The sequence below is a fragment of the Mycobacterium sp. 3519A genome (assembly GCF_900240945.1).
Taxonomy (GTDB): Bacteria; Actinomycetota; Actinomycetes; order Mycobacteriales; family Mycobacteriaceae; genus Mycobacterium.
Map to the genome: position 1 here is coordinate 698934 of NZ_OESG01000012.1, position 20318 is coordinate 719251.

Annotated in this window: 20 protein-coding genes and 1 pseudogene; 11 read left to right on the forward strand and 10 right to left on the reverse strand. The window is 67.4% G+C overall.

Annotated elements, in window-relative coordinates; all coding sequences use genetic code 11:
- Positions 1–22 precede the first annotated feature (22 nt).
- Genes C1A30_RS05600 through C1A30_RS05610 form a run of 3 tightly spaced genes read left to right on the forward strand, consistent with a single transcriptional unit; the run spans position 23 to position 3746 of the window.
- Positions 23–859, forward strand: coding sequence for a c-type cytochrome (locus C1A30_RS05600; RefSeq protein ID WP_101947664.1), 837 nt, complete (start codon positions 23–25; stop codon positions 857–859).
- Positions 856–2061: a ubiquinol-cytochrome c reductase iron-sulfur subunit gene (locus C1A30_RS05605; protein WP_200828168.1), complete on the forward strand. Its 1206-nt coding sequence runs from the start codon at positions 856–858 to the stop codon at positions 2059–2061. Before C1A30_RS05600 ends, C1A30_RS05605 begins: the two co-directional genes overlap by 4 nt.
- Entirely contained in the window at positions 2058–3746 is a 1689-nt protein-coding gene (locus C1A30_RS05610; RefSeq protein WP_101947221.1) for a cytochrome bc complex cytochrome b subunit, read from the forward strand. The genes C1A30_RS05605 and C1A30_RS05610 overlap by 4 nt, the downstream gene beginning before the upstream one ends.
- A gap of 84 nt (positions 3747–3830) precedes the next feature.
- Here C1A30_RS05610 and C1A30_RS05615 read toward each other — a convergent pair whose 3' ends face one another.
- From C1A30_RS05615 to C1A30_RS05630, 4 genes and pseudogenes are all read right to left on the reverse strand, one after another.
- Positions 3831–4457 carry a DUF2561 family protein gene (locus tag C1A30_RS05615; RefSeq protein ID WP_101947222.1) on the reverse strand — a complete coding sequence of 209 codons (627 nt, stop codon included), beginning with the start codon at positions 4455–4457 and terminating at the stop codon, positions 3831–3833.
- Positions 4457–5279, reverse strand: a pseudogene (locus tag C1A30_RS05620) (MmpS family transport accessory protein). The gene C1A30_RS05615 and the pseudogene C1A30_RS05620 overlap by 1 nt, the downstream one beginning before the upstream one ends.
- Positions 5280–5426: 147 nt before the next feature.
- Positions 5427–5846 (reverse strand): cytochrome c oxidase subunit 4, encoded by a 420-nt coding sequence (locus C1A30_RS05625; RefSeq protein ID WP_101947223.1) that lies wholly within the window; start codon positions 5844–5846, stop codon positions 5427–5429.
- A 9-nt stretch (positions 5847–5855) separates the two neighbouring features.
- Positions 5856–6854, reverse strand: a complete 999-nt coding sequence (locus C1A30_RS05630; RefSeq protein WP_101947665.1) for a cytochrome c oxidase subunit II — start codon at positions 6852–6854, stop codon at positions 5856–5858.
- A gap of 160 nt (positions 6855–7014) precedes the next feature.
- Here C1A30_RS05630 and asnB point away from each other — a divergent pair, with 160 nt between their 5' ends.
- Positions 7015–8946 carry an asparagine synthase (glutamine-hydrolyzing) gene (gene asnB / locus C1A30_RS05635; RefSeq protein ID WP_101947224.1) on the forward strand — a complete coding sequence of 644 codons (1932 nt, stop codon included), beginning with the start codon at positions 7015–7017 and terminating at the stop codon, positions 8944–8946.
- A 15-nt stretch (positions 8947–8961) separates the two neighbouring features.
- Here asnB and C1A30_RS05640 read toward each other — a convergent pair whose 3' ends face one another.
- On the reverse strand, positions 8962–9945 hold the full coding sequence (locus C1A30_RS05640) for a carbohydrate kinase family protein (RefSeq protein ID WP_101947225.1): 984 nt from the start codon (positions 9943–9945) through the stop codon (positions 8962–8964).
- Positions 9946–10088: 143 nt separating this feature from the next.
- On the opposite strand from C1A30_RS05640, the gene C1A30_RS05645 reads away from it, so the two are divergent.
- Entirely contained in the window at positions 10089–10721 is a 633-nt protein-coding gene (locus C1A30_RS05645; protein WP_101947226.1) for a hypothetical protein, read from the forward strand.
- A gap of 1 nt (position 10722) precedes the next feature.
- On the opposite strand, the gene C1A30_RS05650 is transcribed toward C1A30_RS05645, so the two are convergent.
- Complete coding sequence (locus C1A30_RS05650; RefSeq protein ID WP_067799197.1) at positions 10723–11079, reverse strand: iron-sulfur cluster assembly accessory protein; 357 nt, start codon at positions 11077–11079, stop codon at positions 10723–10725.
- A gap of 81 nt (positions 11080–11160) precedes the next feature.
- Positions 11161–12216 carry a glycerate kinase gene (locus tag C1A30_RS05655; RefSeq protein WP_101947666.1) on the reverse strand — a complete coding sequence of 352 codons (1056 nt, stop codon included), beginning with the start codon at positions 12214–12216 and terminating at the stop codon, positions 11161–11163.
- A 23-nt stretch (positions 12217–12239) separates the two neighbouring features.
- Here C1A30_RS05655 and C1A30_RS05660 point away from each other — a divergent pair, with 23 nt between their 5' ends.
- From C1A30_RS05660 to C1A30_RS05685, 6 genes are all read left to right on the forward strand, one after another.
- Positions 12240–12905, forward strand: coding sequence for a DUF3043 domain-containing protein (locus tag C1A30_RS05660; RefSeq protein WP_101947227.1), 666 nt, complete (start codon positions 12240–12242; stop codon positions 12903–12905).
- 6 nt (positions 12906–12911) lie between these two features.
- Entirely contained in the window at positions 12912–13445 is a 534-nt protein-coding gene (locus C1A30_RS05665) for a bifunctional adenosylcobinamide kinase/adenosylcobinamide-phosphate guanylyltransferase (RefSeq protein ID WP_101947228.1), read from the forward strand.
- Positions 13442–14479, forward strand: coding sequence for a nicotinate-nucleotide--dimethylbenzimidazole phosphoribosyltransferase (cobT, locus tag C1A30_RS05670; protein ID WP_101947229.1), 1038 nt, complete (start codon positions 13442–13444; stop codon positions 14477–14479). Before C1A30_RS05665 ends, cobT begins: the two co-directional genes overlap by 4 nt.
- Positions 14476–15207, forward strand: a complete 732-nt coding sequence (locus C1A30_RS05675) for an adenosylcobinamide-GDP ribazoletransferase (protein WP_101947230.1) — start codon at positions 14476–14478, stop codon at positions 15205–15207. Before cobT ends, C1A30_RS05675 begins: the two co-directional genes overlap by 4 nt.
- 18 nt (positions 15208–15225) lie before the next feature.
- The gene (locus tag C1A30_RS05680; protein ID WP_101947231.1) at positions 15226–16536 is read left to right on the forward strand and encodes a DUF1254 domain-containing protein; all 1311 of its coding nucleotides are present in this window, start codon (positions 15226–15228) and stop codon (positions 16534–16536) included.
- Positions 16537–16626: 90 nt separating this feature from the next.
- Positions 16627–16956: a DUF732 domain-containing protein gene (locus C1A30_RS05685; RefSeq protein WP_101947232.1), complete on the forward strand. Its 330-nt coding sequence runs from the start codon at positions 16627–16629 to the stop codon at positions 16954–16956.
- Here C1A30_RS05685 and C1A30_RS05690 read toward each other — a convergent pair.
- From C1A30_RS05690 to gcvT, 3 genes are all read right to left on the reverse strand, one after another.
- Entirely contained in the window at positions 16953–17942 is a 990-nt protein-coding gene (locus tag C1A30_RS05690; RefSeq protein WP_101947233.1) for an IS481 family transposase, read from the reverse strand. The two genes, C1A30_RS05685 and C1A30_RS05690, sit on opposite strands and share 4 nt — an antisense overlap.
- A 110-nt stretch (positions 17943–18052) precedes the next feature.
- Positions 18053–19159 (reverse strand): branched-chain amino acid aminotransferase, encoded by a 1107-nt coding sequence (locus C1A30_RS05695; RefSeq protein ID WP_101947234.1) that lies wholly within the window; start codon positions 19157–19159, stop codon positions 18053–18055.
- A gap of 22 nt (positions 19160–19181) precedes the next feature.
- On the reverse strand, positions 19182–20276 hold the full coding sequence (gcvT, locus tag C1A30_RS05700; protein WP_101947235.1) for a glycine cleavage system aminomethyltransferase GcvT: 1095 nt from the start codon (positions 20274–20276) through the stop codon (positions 19182–19184).
- Positions 20277–20318 lie beyond the last annotated feature (42 nt).

Genomic DNA, 20318 nt, shown 5'->3' on the forward strand with positions numbered 1-20318 from the left:
TCCGCTGATGAGAAGGGGTTCGATGACCGAGAAGGCGGCCGGAGCCGGAAGGCCGGCGACCTTGAGACAGCGTCGGCTGCGCCGGCGTCTATCGGCAGCACTGCTGCTGCTGGTCGGGCTGGCAGTCGCCGGTGGCTTGGCGGCCACCCTCACGCCGACCCCGCAGGTCGCGGTCGCCGACGAGGCGTCGTCGGCGCTGCTGCGCACCGGTAAGCAGCTGTTCGACACCTCGTGTGTCACCTGCCACGGCGCCAACCTGCAGGGTGTGCCCGACCGCGGCCCCAGCCTGATCGGCGTCGGCGAGGCCGCCGTCTACTTCCAGGTGTCGACCGGCCGGATGCCAGCGATGCGCGGCGAGGCGCAGGCGGCGCGCAAACCACCGGTCTTCGACGAGTCGCAAATCGACGCGCTGGGCGCCTACGTCCAGGCCAACGGCGGCGGGCCGACGGTCCCACGCGACGACAACGGTCACATCGCCAACGAGTCGCTGCTCGGCGACGACGTCGCGCGCGGCGGCGACCTGTTCCGGCTGAACTGCGCCTCCTGCCACAACTTCACCGGTAAGGGCGGCGCGCTGTCGTCGGGCAAGTACGCACCCGACCTCGCGCCTGCCGAGCCCGCGCAGATCTACACCGCGATGCTGACCGGCCCCCAGAACATGCCGAAGTTCTCCGACCGCCAACTGAGCCCCGACGAGAAGCGCGACATCGTGGCTTACGTCCGCGAGGCCACGCATGCGGCGAATCCGGGCGGCTACGGCCTCGGCGGCTTCGGACCGTCGTCTGAGGGCATGGCGATTTGGATCATCGGCATTGTCGGTGTGGTGGCAGTTGCGCTGTGGATCGGAGCGCGAGCATGAGCGAAACATCTGGCGTCAAGGGCAGTGACACCCCCGGCCAGCAGGGTGTGCCGGGGCAGCCGACCGACGCTGAACTGGCCGCGATGAGCCGCGAGGAACTGGTCGCGCTCGGCGGCAAACTTGACGGCGTCGAAACCGTCTTCAAGGAGGACCGCTGGCCGGTACCCGGCACCAAGGCCGAGAAGCGGGCCGAACGTACGGTCGCGTACTGGCTTCTGCTCGGCGGCATTTCGGGCCTGGCGCTGCTGCTGATCTTCTTGTTCTGGCCGTGGGAGTACAAGCCGACGGGTCATGCCGGCGAGATCTGGTATCAGCTGGCCACCCCGCTGTACGGCCTGACGTTCGGCCTGTCGATCCTCGCGATCGGCATCGGCGCGGTGCTGTTCCAGAAGAAGTTCATTCCCGAGGAGATCTCGATCCAGGAGCGCCACGACGGCCGCTCCCCCGAACTCCAGCGCAGGACCGTCGCCGCCAATCTCACCGATGCGCTGGAGGGCTCAACGCTGAAGCGGCGCAAGGTGATTGGCCTCTCGCTTGGCATCGGCCTCGGCGCGTTCGGTCTCGGCACGCTGGTCGCGTTCGTCGGCGGACTGATCAAGAACCCGTGGAAGCCGGTGGTGCAGACCGCCGACGGCAAGAAGGCCGTGCTGTGGACGTCGGGTTGGACTCCCCGGTTCAAGGGCGAAACCATCTACCTCGCGCGTGCCACCGGCAGGCCTGGCGAGTCGCCGTTCGTCAAGATGCGCCCCGAAGACATCGACGCGGGCGGTATGGAGACGGTGTTCCCGTGGCGGGAGTCCGATGGCGACGGCACCGACGTCGAATCGCACCATCGGCTTTCCGAGATCGCGATGGGTGTGCGCAACCCGGTCATGCTGATCCGCATCAAGCCTGCCGATATGCCCAAGGTGGTCAAGCGCAAGGGCCAGGAGAGCTTCAACTTCGGCGAACTGTTCGCCTTCACGAAGGTCTGCTCGCACTTGGGTTGCCCCGCTTCGCTTTACGAGCAGCAGACCTATCGCATCCTTTGCCCGTGCCACCAGTCGCAGTTTGACGCGTTGCACTTCGCAAAGCCCATATTCGGTCCAGCTGCGCGCGCTTTGGCGCAGCTGCCCATCACCATTGATCAAGACGGGTACCTGGTCGCCAACGGCGACTTCATCGAACCCGTCGGACCGGCATTCTGGGAGCGGAGCTCATGAGTCCGAAACTGCCAAAGCCGAATTTCGCGGAAATCGCCGCGGCACAAGGCGATGCGATCGACTCGCGGTATCACCCGTCGGCGGCGGTGCGTCGCCAGCTGAACAAGGTGTTCCCGACCCACTGGTCATTCCTGCTGGGCGAGATCGCGTTGTACAGCTTCATCGTGCTGCTGCTCACCGGCGTGTACCTGACGTTGTTCTTCGACCCGTCGATGGCCGAAGTCACCTACAACGGGGTGTATCAGCCGCTGCGCGGTGTCGAGATGTCCAAGGCGTTCGCCTCCGCGCTCGACATCAGCTTCGAGGTGCGCGGCGGCCTGTTCGTCCGGCAGGTCCACCACTGGGCGGCGCTGCTGTTCGCCGCCGCGATCATGGTGCACCTCGCGCGCATCTTCTTCACCGGTGCGTTCCGCAAGCCCCGCGAGGCCAACTGGGTGATCGGCTCGCTGCTGCTGATCCTGGCGATGTTCGAGGGTTACTTCGGCTACTCGCTGCCCGACGACCTGCTGTCCGGCATCGGCCTGCGCGCCGCGTTGTCCTCGATCACGCTGGGCATGCCGGTGATCGGCACCTGGTTGCACTGGGCACTGTTCGGTGGCGACTTCCCCTGCGGCGGCGTGGGTTACCAGTGTTCCGAGGACGGCGTACTCCTGCCAAGGATGTACTCGCTGCACATTCTGCTGATTCCGGGAATCATCCTGGCGCTCATCGGTATTCACCTGGCGCTGGTCTGGTTCCAGAAGCACACCCAGTTCCCCGGCCCCGGCCGCACCGAGAAGAACGTGGTCGGTGTGCGGGTCATGCCGGTGTTCGCGGTGAAGTCCGGCGCGTTCTTCGCGATGGTCACCGGCATCCTCGGCTTGATGGGTGGCCTGCTGCAGATCAACCCGATCTGGCAATTGGGCCCCTACAAGCCTTCGCAGGTGTCGGCGGGTAGCCAGCCCGACTTCTACATGATGTGGACCGAGGGCCTGGCCCGTATCTGGCCGCCGTGGGAGTTCTACCCGTTCGGCCACACCATCCCCGCCGTGGTCTGGGTCGCCGTGATCATGGGCCTGGTGTTCATGCTGCTGATCGCCTATCCGTTCCTCGAGCAGCGGGTCACCGGCGACAAGGCGCACCACAACCTGTTGCAGCGGCCGCGAGATGCACCGGTGCGCACGTCGATTGGCGCGATGGCGATCGCGTTCTACATGGTGCTCACCCTGGCCGCGATGAACGACATCATCGCGCTGAAGTTCCACATCTCGCTGAACGCGACGACGTGGATCGGCCGCATCGGCATGGTGGTGTTGCCCGCGATCGTCTACTACATCACCTACCGGTGGTGTATCGGACTGCAGCGCAGCGACCGCGCGGTGCTCGAGCACGGCATCGAGACCGGCATCATCAAGCGACTGCCGCACGGCGCCTACATCGAGTTGCACCAGCCGCTCGGGCCGGTCGACGAGCACGGCCACCCGATTCCGTTGGAGTACCAGGGCGCAGCCGTGCCCAAGCGGATGAACAAGCTGGGTTCCGCGGGTGCACCGGGCACGGGCAGCTTCTTGACCGCCGACCCGATCTCGGAGCACGAGGCGCTCACCGAAGCGGCGCACGCGTCAGAGCGCAGGGCGCTGACCGCACTGCGTGAGCACCAGGACCGCAACGGCTCGTCCAACGGCGAGACCAACGGGCATCACTGAACACCTAAAAGAAGCGCCATCGAGATCAGACTCGGCGCACCCCATCCACGCGATGCGGGTGCATCGGGTCTGATCTCGTCGCGTTTACTGCTCCGAAACGGCGCGTAGTTCGCGTAGGTAGAACCACGGAATCGCGGGCATTCCCAACGTGATCAGGCCTGCGACGGCGTAGCACACCCACGCCATGGTGTTGTGGTCGACGGCCATCAGATACGTCGCGACGCCGATGGCCACAACGGCCACCCCCATCGCGATCGCGATGACCACTGCGCACCGGAGCCACACCCGATCGATGGCCTCCTCCAACGGATTTGGCGGCGCGACGATCGCCTCGCGGGTGGGATAGCCGGGCCCTGCGGCAGGCGGTGCGCCGATCCGGATCTTCTCCGTCGGCGCCTCCGCGCCGCGCACCGGCGCCTGCGGGTGAATCGGGGCGGCGCGCACCGGGGTGCGCACCGGCGGTGGCGGTTCTTCGAGCGCGGCGCGGCGTGCGCGCAGCAGCAGCGGCACCGCGCCGATGATCACCGCCGCCGAGATCGCGATCACCGCGTACAGCAGCCACGGCGTCTCCGAGTCCCCCGACGACTGCGCATGCCCGGTGCCCAGGTCGACGAGCGCCACCGTCGCCGCCACCCCGGCGCCGAGGGCGACCAGCCAGACGCCGGCGCACGCGCCCACCAAAATGCGGTCGGTACGGTCGAATTCGCCCATCAGCAGCTGGTCTGCGCGGCGTTGTTGGTGTTCGACGAGAGCACGGTGCCGTCGCTCGTCGTGATCGAGCAGTTGAGCCGGCTGACCAGGAACAGGCTGGACGCCTGCACCGAGCCGACTTCCGACTGCGAGATCGGTGTCACGGTCAGCGACCACGGAATGTAGACGTTGCGCTGGGTGCGGCTGCGGCCCGACGCGTCGATGTAAGTGACCGTGATGATGTCGCCGGGCGCCTTGGTGCCGGTGACCGAGTAGGTGACCTGCCGCGGCCCCGCGGGTGTCGTGGTGGTCGGCGGCGGCGGCGCCGCGGACGTGGCCGGCGGGGGCGGCGGCGCCTCGGTGGCAGGGGGCTGGCGGTGGTGGTGGCGGCGCTTCCGTCGTCGTCTCCGGCGGCGGTGGCGGCGGGGGCGGCGGTGTGGTCGTCGTGATCTCGTCCTGCACCGGCGGCGGAGTGGTGGTGCTGGTCGCGGGTGTGGCGAGGTTGTCGGTGTCCGTCCGGGTCACCAGCACCGATACGGAGGCGACGAGCGCGATCGCGGCCACGATGGCCGCCACCCCCACCACCCACGGCCAGCGTGGCGGCCTGCCCTGCTCGGCCAGATCCGCGGCGGGCTCATAGCTGTCGTAGTCGTACAGCGACGAGTCGGCGGGCACGTAGGGACCGCTGGTGAACTGTTCGGACTCAGGGGCGGAGTAGGCCTGCGAGTAGAACTCGGTCTCACCCGTCTCGGGTGCCGCCGACTGGTCCGACGTGGGCTGATTGCCTGGCTCCTGACCCGGCTTATCCGACCCTTCCGATCGTGGGGGATTCGGCCCGCTCATCTACGCCTATCCTTTTCGACTACTCTCCGGCGCGGTTGACCGTGCCCCGGCAACACTACCCAAAGCCATTGGCCGATCGGCTCTCACAGTGCGGTTCGCGGGCGAACTGTTGTCCCGATTGTGACCTTGCTGAACTCAGTCGTGAAGTCAGTGCTTCTCGGGGCCCATGTAGTACTCGAAAACCAAGCCTGCGGCCGTGAAGAGCACGAAGCACGCGCCCGCCGCGATCATCCACGGCAACCACAGCGCGACGCCGACGGCGGTGACGGAGGCCGACAACGCGATGGCCACCGGCCACCAGCTGTGCGGGCTGTAGAAGCCGAGTTCGCCCGCGCCATCGCTGACCTCGGCGTCCTCGTAATCCTCGGGCCTGGTATCGAGCCTGCGCGCGACGAACCGGAAGAACGTCCCGGTGATCAGGGTCAGCCCGGACGTCATGACCAGCGCCGTGGTGCCCGCCCACTCCACACCGCCGTTGGCGAACAGCGCGGTGAGCACCCCGTACACCACCGCCGACAGGACGAAGAAGGCGGTGAGGAACTCGAACAACCTGGCTTCGATGTGCATGTGGTGTCCCTACTTGCTTGCCTGCGGGGGCACGCCGACCTGTTCGCCGCGGCGCGTGTCGAACGGATGCGTGGTGACGGCCGTCGGCGGCTGGTTGATCGCCTGCAACGCCTCGGCGTTGGTCTTACCGGCGATCCGCTGCTGCAGATAGGCCTTGAAATCGTTGGGTTCGACCACGCGAACCTCGAAGTTCATCATCGAGTGGTACGTGCCGCAGAGTTCCGCGCAGCGGCCGACGAATGCGCCGGTCTTGGTGATCTCGCTGACCTGCCACTTGTTGTCCTGGTGGTTGGCCTCTGGATCGGGGTAGACATCGCGCTTGAACAGGAACTCCGGCACCCAGAACGCGTGCGCGACATCGGCGGAGGCCTGCTGGAACTCGATGCGCTTACCCTTGGGCAGCACCAGGATCGGGATCTCGCTGGAGGTGCCCAGCGTCTCGACCTTGTCGAAGTTCAGGTAGGTGCGGTCTTCCGGGTTCAGCCCGCGTACCGCGCCGACGATCTCCTGGCCGTGCTCGTCGACGCCCTCGGGCTTCGACTGCATCGCGGCCTTGCGTGCGTTGTCGGCGCCGTCGTAGGTGAAGGTGCCGTCGCTGAAGTTGACCTTCTGATACCCGAACTTCCAGTTCCACTGGAACGCCGTGATGTCGATGACGACCTCGGGGTTCGGATCCTTGTGCAGCATCTTCTCCTGCACCACCACGGTGAAGTAGAACAGCACCGAGATGATCAGGAACGGCGTGACGGTGAGCACCAGTTCCAGCGGCATGTTGTAGCCGAACTGGCGGGGCAACTCGGTGTCGCCCTTCTTGTGCCGGTGAAACGCCGAGCTCCAGAAGATCAGCGCCCACACGATCACACCGACCACCAGTGCCGCGATCAGTGAGCCGATCCACAGTTCGCGGTTCGCGTGCGCCTCGGGCGTGATGCCCTCCGGCCAGCCAAGGCCGAGAACCTCGGACCAGCTACATCCGCTGAGCAGCACCGCAGCGCCGCCGAGGATCATCGACAACGCGACCGTCTTCAGCCCGCGACGTGCCACGTTGAAGCCTCCTACGAAGTCGATAGACCGCCGAGCGGTCACTTGCCGCAGTGAATACTACGCAGCGTAGACCACGCCGCGACGCCGGTCTCGACACACTCCGTCTATTCGGCATACTGGCGCGGTGTGCGGACTGCTGGCCCTGCTTACCGACCCGTCCGCTGACGTCTCGGACGCGCTGGTCGACACCGTTTCCGGGGCGTCGCATCTGATGCGGCACCGCGGCCCCGACGAGCCCGGCACCTGGTCGGACGACCGTGTCGTGCTCGGTTTCAACCGGCTGTCGATCATCGACATCGCCCACAGCCACCAGCCGTTGCGCTGGGGTCCGCCCGAGTCCCCTGACCGCTACGTGCTGGTGTTCAACGGCGAGATCTACAACTACCTGGAATTGCGTGAAGCACTGCGCGCCGAGTTCGGGGCGGTGTTCCATACCGACGGCGACGGCGAAGCCATCATCGCCGCCTACCATCACTGGGGCACCGCCGCGCTGACCCGGTTGCGCGGCATGTTCGCGTTCGCGCTGTGGGACACCGTCGCGCAGGAACTGTTGTGCGCGCGCGACCCGTTCGGCATCAAGCCGCTGTACATGGCGACCGGACCCGGTGGCACCGCGGTCGGCAGCGAGAAGAAATGCCTGCTGGAACTCGCCGACAGCCTTGGCATCGATCTGGGCATCGACGAGCGCGCCGTGCAGCACTACACGGTGCTGCAGTACGTGCCGGAACCCGAGACGCTGCACCGCGGCATCCGCCGGCTGGAATCCGGCAGCTATGCGCGCGTGCGGGCCGGTCAACCGCCGGAGGTGACGCGCTACTTCACTCCGCGTTTCGACGCGAGGCCCTTTGTGAATGGCAGTGAGCAGAGCCGCTACGACGAGATCACCGCGGTGCTCGAGGATTCGGTCGCCAAGCACATGCGCGCCGACGTCACCGTCGGCGCCTTCCTGTCGGGCGGTATCGATTCCACCGCGATCGCCGCGCTGGCGATGCGGCACAACCCGCGGCTGATCACGTTCACCACCGGCTTCGAACGCGAGGGCTTCTCCGAGGTGGACGTCGCGGTCGCATCGGCCGAGGCGATCGGTGCGCGCCACGTGACGAAGGTGGTCAGTCAAGCCGAGTTCGTCGCTGCCCTACCCGAAATCGTCTGGTATCTCGACGAACCCGTGGCCGATCCCGCACTGGTGCCGCTGTTCTTCATCGCACGTGAGGCCCGCAAGCACGTGAAGGTGGTGCTGTCCGGCGAGGGCGCCGACGAGCTGTTCGGCGGCTACACGATCTATCGGGAACCGTTGTCGCTGCGGCCTTTCGACTATCTCCCCCGCCCTGTCCGGCGCTCGCTCGGCAAGGCGTCGAAACCGTTGCCGGAAGGCATGCGCGGCAAAAGCCTGCTGCACCGCGGGTCGCTCACCCTCGAGGAGCGCTACTACGGCAACGCGCGCAGCTTCTCCGACGACCAACTGCGCGCGGTGCTGCCCGGCTTCCGTCAGGAATGGACGCACACCGACATCACCGCGCCCATCTACGCGACCTCCGACGGCTGGGACCCGGTGGCGCGGATGCAGCACATCGACCTGTTCACCTGGCTGCGCGGCGACATCCTGGTCAAGGCCGACAAGATGACCATGGCCAATTCGCTCGAACTGCGGGTTCCGTTCCTGGATCCCGAAGTCTTCGCGGTCGCGTCCCGACTTCCCGCCGATCAGAAGATCACAAGGGCCACAACGAAATTCGCACTACGCAAGGCGCTGGAGCCGATCGTGCCCGGCCATGTGCTGAACCGGCCGAAGCTGGGCTTCCCAGTTCCGATCCGGCATTGGCTGCGCGCAGGCGAGTTGATGGACTGGGCGTACGCCACCATCGCCGCCTCACAGGCGGGCGAACACATCGACCTCACCGCGGTGCGCGCCATGCTCGACGAACACCGCGGCGGCGCAAGCGATCACAGCCGCCGGTTGTGGACGGTGCTGATCTTCATGCTGTGGCACGCGATCTTCGTCGAGCACAGCGTGACCCCGCAGATCAGCGAACCGACCTACCCGGTGCAATTGTAAGAAGCGCCACCCAAACTATCTGTCGGCGCCGAGCGCCTCCGAGATCTCAGCACCCGCGTCCGCGCCGTAGGCGTCGGACAGCCGCTTGACCGCAGAGTCCTTGTCCCACACCCATTCCTGCGGTCCCGGTGCCTCGAGCACCAGAGTCGCCACCATCGAGGCAAGCTGAGCGGACCGCTCCAGGCTCAGGCCTGCGCTGCGGCCGGTGAGGAAGCCGGCACGGAACGCGTCGCCGATGCCGGTGGGATCGGCCTTGTGCGTCTCGGGCACCACGTCGACATGGACGAAGGTGCCGTCGCGGCCGACGATGTCAACGCCCTTCTCCCCCAACGTCGTGATGCGCATCTCGATCTGGCGCATCACCTCCGCCTCCGACCACTCGGACTTCTGCAGCAGCAGGTCCCATTCGTAGTCGTTGGTGAACAGGTAGCTCGCGCCGTCGATCAGTTGGCGGATCTGCTCGGCGGACAACCGGGCCAACTGCTGCGACGGGTCGGCCGCGAACGCCAGGCCGAGCTTGCGACACTCCTCGGTGTGCAGGAACATCGCGTCGGGATCGTTGGCGCCGACGATCACCAAATCGGTGGTGCCCGTTCGGGATACGACGTCTGCGAGCTTGATGTTGCGGGCCTCCGACATCGCTCCCGGGTAGAAGGATGCGAGTTGGGCCATGACGTCGTCGGTGGTGCAGACGAACCGTGCGGTGTAGGCGGATTCGGAGATCAGCACGCTGTCACAGTCCACGCCGTGCGCCGTCAACCACTGCCGGTAGTCTTCGAAATCCTTGCCTGCAGCGCCAACCAGCGCGACGTCACCGCCGAGCACACCGATGGCGTAGGCCATGTTTCCCGCTACGCCGCCACGGTGGATGACCAGATCGTCGACGAGAAAGCTCAACGACACCTTCTGGAGGTGATCCGGCAGCAGCTGTTCGGAGAACCGACCAGGAAAACGCATGAGATGGTCGGTCGCAATGGATCCGGTCACCGCAATGGTCACGAAACGTCACCCTTCATTTATTAAGCCGTCTACATAACCTTACCGACGGAGTTCCCGCAGACGGTGCGCTAACCTGCCTACAAGTGCCCGCTCGGTCACTGTAGACAGGCAATTCCATCGACACATCTCGGGGGAGCAAATACATGACTGGTCCTTACCCGCCCGAATACGGCGCTGGACCGGTCGGCCCGCAAATGTATGCCCCACAGCCATATCCGGGGAATGTGCCGTCGCCGTACCCCTCGATGCTGCCACCGCCGCTGCCATATCCGAAACGACGATGGGTCAAACCGGTCCTCGCAGTGGTGGCTGCCGTGGTGCTGATCGCCGCGATCATCGCCGCAATCGTGTTGGCGTCACGCGACGACAGCGGTTCGGGTCGCGGTGCGTTGACCGAGTCGTCGGCGAAGGCGGCGATTCAGGAGTACCTGGACGCCCTGTCGAAGGGTGACGACCAGACCGTCGCGCGGAACACGCTGTGTGGGCTGTACGACTCGGTCAAGGAGCGTCGCTCGGATCTGGCGCTGGCGGGGCTGAGCAGTGATGCGTTCCGCAAGCAATACAGCCGCGCCGAGGTGACGTCGATCGACAAGATGGTGCTCTGGTCACCGAATCAGGCTCAGGTGCTGTTCACCATGAAGGTCACCCCGGCGTCCGGGTCGACACGCGGCCAGACGCCGAGGGACAGTGAGGAACAGGCCGTCGCACAGCTGCTGTCCCAGGACAACGAGATCCTGGTGTGCTCCTACCTGCCGCGGACGGCAGGCCAGTACTAGCTCAGTTGAACGAGTCGCCGCAGGCGCACGAACCGGTGGCGTTCGGGTTGTCGATGGTGAAACCCTGCTTCTCGATGGTGTCGACGAAGTCGATGGTGGCGCCCTGAACGTAGGGCGCGCTCATCCGGTCGACCGTCAGGTTGACGCCGCCGAATTCCGCGGTCAGGTCACCGTCGAGGGACCGGTCGTCGAAGAACAGGTTGTAGCGCAGGCCAGCGCAACCGCCCGGCTGGACTGCGATGCGCAGCGCCAGGTCGTCACGGCCTTCCTGATCCAGCAGCGCCTTGGCCTTGGCGGCCGCGGCGTCGGTCAGGATGACGCCGTGCGTGCTGGTGGCCGTCTCGTCCTGAACAGTCATTGCTTCTCCCCTGTACATGTTCGTGGGCAGACCGTTGGGTCCACACCATCAACGGTACCTTGTTCGCGCCCTATTCCCGAGTTATCCCCAGGTCGCCGCGGTCACTTCGGCCAGGCCTTCCAGCTGATTCGCCGCGTCCCCGATGGCCAGCTCGACAGAACCCGCGTGGTCGGCAATCGAGCGCGCCGCCGCGATGCCCGCGTCGGCCAGCGTCGCGTCGTCCAGCGTGACCTGCCCGGCAAGCACGAGCACCGGGATCCGGTGCGACCTGGCGCCCGCGGCGAGCGCGCTGACCACTTTGCCGTGCAGCGACTGGTCGTCGAACCGGCCCTCGCCGGTGATCACCAATTGCGCCGCGGCGACGTCGTCGGCCAGCCGGGTGTGCTCGGCGATGACCGCGGCACCCGATTCCCGGCGGCCGCCGAGCGCGAGCAGTCCGGCGCCGAGGCCGCCGGCCGCACCCGCGCCCGGTTCCTCGCTGACCGGCCTGCCCGCCGCAGCGTTGAGTTCCGCCGCCCAGTCGCTCAACCGCTGCTCGAGTACCCGCACGGTGTCGGGATCGGCGCCCTTCTGCGGGCCGAACACCGCCGCGGCGCCCATCGGACCGAGCAGCGGATGCTCGACGTCGGTGGCCGCGATCAGCTCGATACCGGCCAACAGCTCGCGGCCTTTGGCGAGTCCGCCGAGTTCGTCGATCATGCCCTTTCCGCCGTCGGTGCAGCTGCTGCCGCCAAGGCCGACGACGATCCGCCCCGCGCCTGCGGCCACCGCCGCGGCGATCAGCTGACCGACTCCGCGGCTGTGCGCGGCCAGCGCGGTCTGCACCGTCGGCGGGCCGGGCAGCAAGGCCAGCCCGCACGCCTGCGCACATTCGATGTAGGCCGTACGCGGCGGCGCCGGGTCGAGCACCCATTCCGCGGACACCTCGTCGGAAAGCGGGCCGCTCACCCGCGCGCTGTGCACCTCACCGAACCGGCTGGCCAGCACCCGGACGAAACCGGGACCGCCGTCGGACTGCGGCGCCAGGGTGAGCTCGTCACCATCGCGGGCGCGACGCCAACCGCGTGCGATGGCCTCGGCGGCCTGCACCGCGGTCAGGCTGTCGCCAAAGCTGTCGGGCGCGATCAACACCTGCACCACGGCAGACTAATCTGGCACACGTGAAACTGCTGGGCCGCAAGAAGGACAACCCGGACTCGGAGAAGGACCTCGACGAGGCCGCATCCGAAGCCGACGCCGGCTCGCAGCGCACGGGCACCACGGCGCCGAAGGGCAAGCCGACCCCGAAGCGCGATCAGGGCAGGCGGGGCCCGGTGGCTCCGGCGCCGATGACCGCAGCCGAGGCGCGGCGCCGGCGCAAGGAGACGGGCGCGAAGCTGAGCCGCGAGGAGCGCAAGGCCGAGCGCCTCGCCCGCCGCGCCGACATGGCCGAGCGCCGCGAGAAGATGATGGCGGGCGAGGACGCCTACCTGCTGCCGCGGGACAAGGGTCCCGTGCGGCGCTATGTCCGCGACATCGTCGACTCCCGCCGAAATGTGCTCGGCCTGTTCATGCCTTCGGCGCTGGGTCTGATCTTCGTCATGTTGGCGGTGCCGTCCCTGCAGGTTCAGCGGCTGCTGTCCCCCGCCATGCTGGTGCTGGTGCTGATCATGGTGATCGACGGTTTTTGGGTGGGCCGCAAGGTCAACAAGTTGGTCGACGCCAAGTTCCCCGACAACACCGAAAGCGGTTGGAAACTCGGCTTTTACGCCGCCAGCCGCGCCTCGCAGCTGCGCCGGATGCGTGCCCCGCGGCCGCAGGTCGAGCGCGGCGCCAAGGTGTCCTGACCGCCCGTGCGGACACTGGTGCTCGGGGGTATCAGGTCGGGTAAATCACGGTGGGCGGAGTCGACGATCGCCGATTCGGCGGGTGACGGGCAACCCGTGCGCTATCTGGCCACCGGCGCACAGCACAACGACGACGCCGAGTGGTCCGCACGCATCGCGGCGCATCGGGCCAGGCGGCCGTCGCACTGGGAAACCGTCGAAACCGTTGAGGTGGCAACGCAACTGCGCGCTGACGGCTCCGCTGCGACGTTGGTCGACGACGTCGGCGGCTGGCTGACCGCGACAATGGACCGCCGCGACGCGTGGACCGCGGGATCCGTCGACGACGATGTGGCCGATCTCGTCGACGCGGTGCGGGCGTATCCCTCGCTGCTCGCGCTCATCAGCCCGGAGGTGGGTCTGACAGTGGTGCCGCCGACGGCGGCGGGCCGACGGTTCGCCGACGAATTGGGCACCCTGAACCAGCGGTTGGCGCAGGTGTGCGATCGCGTGGTGCTGGTGATCGCGGGCCAGCCACTGACTGTGAAGGCACCGTCGTGACTGAATTCGACATCACTGCACCCGATCCCGACGCGGCCGCGGCGGCGCGCGCCCGCCAGGACTCGTTGACCAAGCCGCCCGGCTCACTCGGCAGGCTCGAAGACCTCTCGGTGTGGGTGGCGGCCTGCCAAGGGGTGTGCCCGCCGCGGCAGTTCGCACGACCGCGGGTGGTGGTCTTCGCCGCCGACCACGGCGTCGCCGCCGCGGGGGTATCGGCCTATCCGGCCGAGGTCACCGCGCAGATGGTGGCCAACTTCGACGCGGGCGGCGCGGCCATCAACGTGCTCGCCGAGGCCGCGGGCGCCAGTGTCAGGGTGGTCGACATCGCGGTGGACACCGACGAACCGCGGTCGCCGTCGATCGGTGCGCACAAGGTGCGGCGCGGCAGCGGCAACATCGCGGTCGAGGATGCGCTGAGCGCCGAGGAGGCGGCCGCCGCGATCCAGGCGGGCCGCAGCATCGCCGACGAGGAGGTGGACTCCGGCGCCGACCTGCTGATCGCAGGCGATATGGGCATCGGAAACACCACGGCGGCAACGACTTTGATCGCAGCGCTGACCAACGCCGAGCCCGTCGCCGTGGTCGGCAGGGGCACCGGTATCGACGACGCAGGCTGGATCCGCAAGACTGCCGCGGTTCGCGACGCGCTGTACCGGGCCCGCACGTTCGCCTCGGATCCAGTTGCGTTGCTTCAGGTTTGCGGCGGTGCCGACTTCGCCGCGATGGCCGGGTTCTGCGCGCAGGCCGCGGTCCGCCGCACACCGCTGTTGCTCGACGGTGTGGTGGTGACAGCGGCTGCACTGGTGGCCAACCGGATGGCGCCTGGCGCACAGCAGTGGTGGCAGGCCGGACACCGGTCGACCGAACCCGCGCACACGCTGGCGTTGCAGCACCTCCACCTCGAGCCGATCGTCGACATGCGAATGCGACTCGGCGAGGGCACGGGCGCCGTGGTCGCACTGCCCATCGTGCGGGCCGCCGTCGCCGCACTGGCGTCGATGGCGACGTTCGACGAGGCGGGCGTCAGCACGTGATCCGCTCGGTCACAGGCGCATTGGCGTTTGCGACCGTCCTGCCCGTGCGCAGCTCGGCCGGCGTCGGCCGCGGCGTGATCACTGTGCTGCCCGTCGTCGGGGTGGCACTCGGCGCGTTGGCGGGCGCCACCGTGTGGGTCTCGTCGTCGGTGTTCGGCGCGGGCAATCCGCTCGGCGGCGCGCTGGCGGTGGCGGTCCTGTTGCTTCTCACCCGCGGCCTGCACATCGACGGGTTGTCCGACACCGCGGATGCACTGGGTTGTTACGGGCCGCCGGAGCGTGCGCTCGCTGTGATGCGCGACGGTTCGGCGGGTCCGTTCGGGGTGGCCGCCGCGGTGGTGGCGATTCTGCTGCAGGCATTGGCGTTCACCGGACTCGGCGTCGTCGCGGTGATCGTCGCCGTTGCGACGGGACGGGTGGCCGCGGTCGCGGCGTGCACGCGTCCGGTGCCTGCGGCGCAGGGCAGTTCGCTCGGCGGCCGGGCCGCCGGCACCCAACCCGTCGCGGTGGTGCTGGTTTGGGTGGCCGCGGTCGCGGCGTTGGCGGTACTGGCGGATCCGCGACGGTGGCAGGGCCCGGTGGCCGTCGTCGTCGCGTTGGCATGCGCGGTGGTGCTCGTCGCGCATTGCGTCCGCCGGTTCGGCGGGATCACCGGCGACGTGCTCGGCGCCGCCGTCGAGGTGGCGACGACGGTGGCCGCTGTCGGATTGGCCGCGGGAAGCGGTTAGCGCGGTTAGTGTCCTGCTGTGAGCACGTTGTCGGTGGATCTGCGGACGTTGAGCTACGAAGCGTTCATCTACTTCTATCCGCTGGTGATCATGGACGTCACCCGCACGCAGAGCATCAACACCCCGCAGGGCGCCAAGCCCGGTTTCGGCCCGCCCAACACCTTCCACCACGTCCGCGAATATCCGACCGCGGAGTTCCGCTCGGTGGTGCGGCCGAATTTCGACACCCTGTACTCGTCGGCGTTTCTGGACCTGACAGCAGGCCCGGTGATGTTGACCGCACCCGACACCGCCGATCGGTACTTCCTGCTGCCGATGCTGGACATGTGGACCGACGTCTTCGCCAGTCCGGGCAAGCGCACGACCGGCACCGATGCGCAGCGGTTCGTCATCGTCGGCCCGAGGGAGTCGGGTGATCTGCCCGCCGACGTGCCCGTCCTCGAGGCGCCGACGCCGTACGTGTGGCTGATCGGCCGCACGCAGACCAATGGGCCCGACGACTACGCGGCCGTCCACCAGGTGCAGGACGGCCTGACTCTGGCACCGCTGCGCGAAAGCCCGCAGCACCGCATCGATCCCGATGTCGACACCACCACCGAACCGCTTCGGGTGGTCAACGGCATGGATGCGCTCGCGTACCTGACATACGCGGCGCAACTGCTCGCGGTCAACCCGCCGCACGCCACCGACTACGCGATCCTGGCGCGGCTGCGTCACCTCGGAATCGAACCCGGTAAGCCGTTCGACGCCAACCGTTTCGACGAGCGCCAACAAGCCGAGATACGGACGGGCCGCGACGACGCACTCGCCGCACTGCAGGCCGCGGCTGCCACGCTGGCGCCCAGCGTCAACGGCTGGATGACGATGACCGACACCGTCGGCGTGTACGGCAACGCCTACCTTCGGCGCGCCACGGTCGCCTTGGCCGGCCTCGGCGCCAACCAACCCGAGGACGCGGTGTACCCACTGCTGATCGCCGACGCCGACGGCCGGCCGTTGACCGGGGATCGCAGCTACGTCCTTCACTTCGAGGCCGACGAACTGCCGCCGGTGCATGCGTTCTGGTCGGTGACGATGTACGACGCCGAGGGTTACCAGGTGGCCAACGAGCTCAACCGGTTCGCCATCGGCGATCGCGATCAGTTGACGTACAACGCGGACGGCTCGCTGGACCTCTACCTGCAACACGAGGACCCCGGCCCCGACCGCGAATCGAACTGGCTGCCTGCGCCATTGGGCCCGCTGGGCGTGACGATGCGGCTTTACGCACCGAAACGTGAGGTCATCGTCGGTCAGTGGCATCCTCCTGCGGTCCGCAACGTCGGTTAGCTGGCTGCCAAGAATGCGTCAAGGATCCACCAAGGGCTGAACCCGACTCTTTCGGTGTCCGCACAGGAACACCACAGGAAAGGGTTCGCCATGATCCGCCTCACCACCCTCATCGGCACCGTCGCCGCCGCGTCCGCCCTCGGCCTTGCCGCGCTGACATCGACCGGCGTCGCGGCGGCCAGCACGATCGACGACACGTTCATCACCGTGATCACCGAGCAGGGCATCCAGCCGCCGTCGACCAGGGAGGCGGTCAGCGTCGCCCACGACGCATGCGCCGTGCTCGCCGAGGGCGGCGACCTGGTCGACGCCGTCGGCGCCGTGGCGGAGTACACCGAACTGGGCACCGAGGACGCGGCGTTCTTCGTCGGCGCGTCGATCGCGACCTACTGCCCCGAGCACGAGGGGCTGGTCGACTAGGTGTACTGACCTGAGAGGTTCGGTACGCGGCTGGCGGGTGGTTGACCTTTGAGTGCTGTGTGGCCGCGGTGGTGATTGTAGGTGTGTAGCCATCGTGGGAATTCGTCGCAGCGTTCGGCGTCGCTGCGGTAGAGCCGGGCATAGGCCCACTCATCGGCCAAGGTGCGATGAAATCTCTCTACCTTGCCGTTGGTCTGGGGTCGATATGGGCGGGTGCGGCGGTGCTTGATGTCACCCAAGGCGTCGTGAAATGTGTGTGAGCGATAGCAGGATCCGTTGTCGGTCAATACCTTCCGCACGGTGAAGCCACAATCGTTGAACCAAGCGTTGGCGCGCAGCCAGAACGCTGCGGCGGTCTCCTTACGCTCGTCAGCCAGTAGTTCGGAGTAAACCAGCCGCGAATACGCATCGATCGCAGTGTGCAGGAAGTGATAGCCCCGCACCGGATTGCGGTATTTCGTTTGCACTCCACTGCTCTTGTCGGCCTGTTTATTGGCCCTGCCCACGGCGTGGCCCAGCATGCGCCAGCCGCCGCCGGCGGGGATCTTGCCCAGCTTCTTGACATCGACGTGGACCAGATCACCGCAGGCCGCGGATTCCATCCGGCGGATGACCCGCCCGGTGGGGCGGTCGAGCCAGCGCAGTCTGGCCAGGCCATACCGGGTCAGCACACGGTGCACGGTCGAGGGATGCAACCCCAGCAGATAACCAATCCGCGCCGGCCCCCAGCGGCGGATGACCCGGACTTTGATGATGCGCCGCTCGGTGCGCGTGGGTGTCCTGTGGGGGCTGTGATGAGGCCGTGAGCTGCGATCACGCATACCGGCAGGACCGAATTCGCGGTAGCGGCCAGCCCAGCGAGCAGCGGTGCTCACCGCCACCTGGAACCGTTCGGCGGCCCGCCGCAACGGCCAACCGTCTTCCACAACACAACGGGCCAGACGCAGACGCCCAGTTTCGGACAAAGGGGCATTACGGTGGGACACGAAGACCTCCGAAGTGAGTTGGTGCGTTTCTAGACAGCTCGCACTTCACTCGGAGGTCTTCGTCATGTCACCACGCCACGCCGCGTCCCTAACGTCCGTGGTCAGTACAACTAGGACAGCCGGGCCATCCAGCCGTGCGTGTCGGCGAACGTGCCGCGCTGGATGCCGGTCAACGTGTCGCGCAGGGCCATCGTGATCTCCCCCGGTCCGCCGTCGGCGATGGTGAACTCGCCGTCACCGTACTTGACCCGGGCGACCGGGGTGATCACCGCCGCGGTGCCGCACGCGAACACCTCGGTGATCTCGCCGGCCGCGACCTTCTTCTGCCACTCGTCGACGTCGATCTTGCGCTCCTCGACCGCGAATCCGGCGTCAGTTGCCAACTGCAGCAAGGCATCTCGCGTCACGCCCGGGAGGATCGACCCGCTCAGCTCGGGGGTGACCAGCCGGGCCGTTCCGCCGCTGCCGAACACGAAGAACAGGTTCATCCCGCCCATCTCTTCGACGAAGCGACGCTCGGCGGCATCGAGCCACACCACCTGATCGCAGTCGTTCTCGATGGCCTGCGCCTGGGCCAGCAGAGACGCGGCGTAGTTGCCGCCGAATTTGGCCGCGCCGGTGCCACCGGGGCAGGCGCGCACGTACTCGGTCGACAGCCAGACGCTGACCGGTTTGATGCCGCCCTTGAAGTAGGCCCCCGCGGGCGAGGCGATCACCATGTAGCGGTATTCGTTGGCGGGCCGGACCCCGAGACCCGGCTCGGTGGCGAAGACATACGGCCGCAAATACAGCGACTCCTCGCCACCCGCAGGCGGCACCCACGGCTCGTCGACGGCGATCAGCTGCCGCAGCGACTCGATGAACACCTCTTCGGGCAATTCCGGGATCGCCAGCCGGCGCGCCGACGCGCGTAACCGCCTGGCGTTGGCCTCCGGCCGGAACGACACGATCGAACCGTCGGCCCAGCGGTAGGCCTTGAGCCCTTCGAAGATCTCCTGCGCGTAATGCAGCACGATCGCCGACGGATCCAGTTCGATCGGCCCGTACGGAATCACCCGTGCGTTGTGCCAGCCTTTGCCCTGCACCCAATCGATGGACACCATGTGGTCGGTGTGGAATTGGCCAAACGGCGGATCGTTCAGGATCGACGCCCGTACCTCGTCGGTCACCGGGTTCGCATTGCGCTCTACGGTGAATTCGAGGGGGCCGTCAGTCATGCAGCGATTGTATATCCGCTAGCTAGCGGGTTTTTGCCGCGACGAACGGAGGCTTGACCACTTCGCATTCGACGCTGCGGCCGCGAACGTCCACCGCTACCTGCTGACCGTCGGCAACACCCTTGTCGGTATCGATGAGCGCCAGCGCGATGCCCACCTTCAAGCCGGGCGAAAACGTGCCCGACGTCGTCACCCCGATTTGCGTGTCGCCGTCGAGCACCGCGAGGTCGGGACGCAGCACCCCGCGACCGACCGCGCGCAGGCCGCGCAGCGTCCGCTTCGGGCCTGCCTGCTTCTCGGCGAGCAGCGCGTCGCGACCCCAGAACGCGTCCTTCTTCCACCCGACCGCCCATCCGCACCCCGCCTGCAGCGGCGAGATCTGCAGCGACAACTCGTGCCCGTGCAGCGGATAACCCATCTCGGTGCGCAGGGTGTCGCGTGCGCCGAGCCCGGCCAACTCCCCGCCTGCCGCGCCGACCGCGTCGACGAGCGCGTCGAAGACCACCTGGGAGGTGTCCCACGGCGGCAGCAACTCGTACCCGTGCTCGCCGGTGTAACCGGTCCGGCACACGCGCACCGGCACGCCGTCGAACTCGGCGTCGGCGTATCCCATGTAGTCCATGTCGGTCGGCAGCCCCAGCCCGCCGAGCACGTCGGTCGACTTCGGGCCCTGCACCGCCAGCACCGCGTACGAGAAGTGCTCGTCGGTGACCGTCACGCCCTGTGGTGCACGTTCCTGCAGCGCGGCGACGACGGCAGGCGTGTTGGCGGCGTTGGGCACCAGGAAGATCTCGTCGTCGGAGACGTAGTAGGCGATCAAGTCGTCGATCACGCCGCCGGATTCGTTGCAGCACAACGTGTATTGCGCTTTACCGGGTCCGATGCGGCGCAGGTCGTTGGTGAGCGCGGAGTTGACGAACTCGGCTGCGCCGGGCCCGCGCACCAGGGCCTTGCCGAGATGGCTGACGTCGAACAGGCCGACCGTCGTGCGCGTCGCGGTGTGCTCACTGACCGTGCCCGCGTACGACACGGGCATCAGCCAGCCCGAGAATTCCGCGAAACTCGCGCCGAGTTGCCGATGCCGTTCCTCGAGGGGGCCGTGCAGAACTTCGCTCACGCCGATCCACCCTAGTGGGAGCGTCCGCGCTGGCAGACTCGG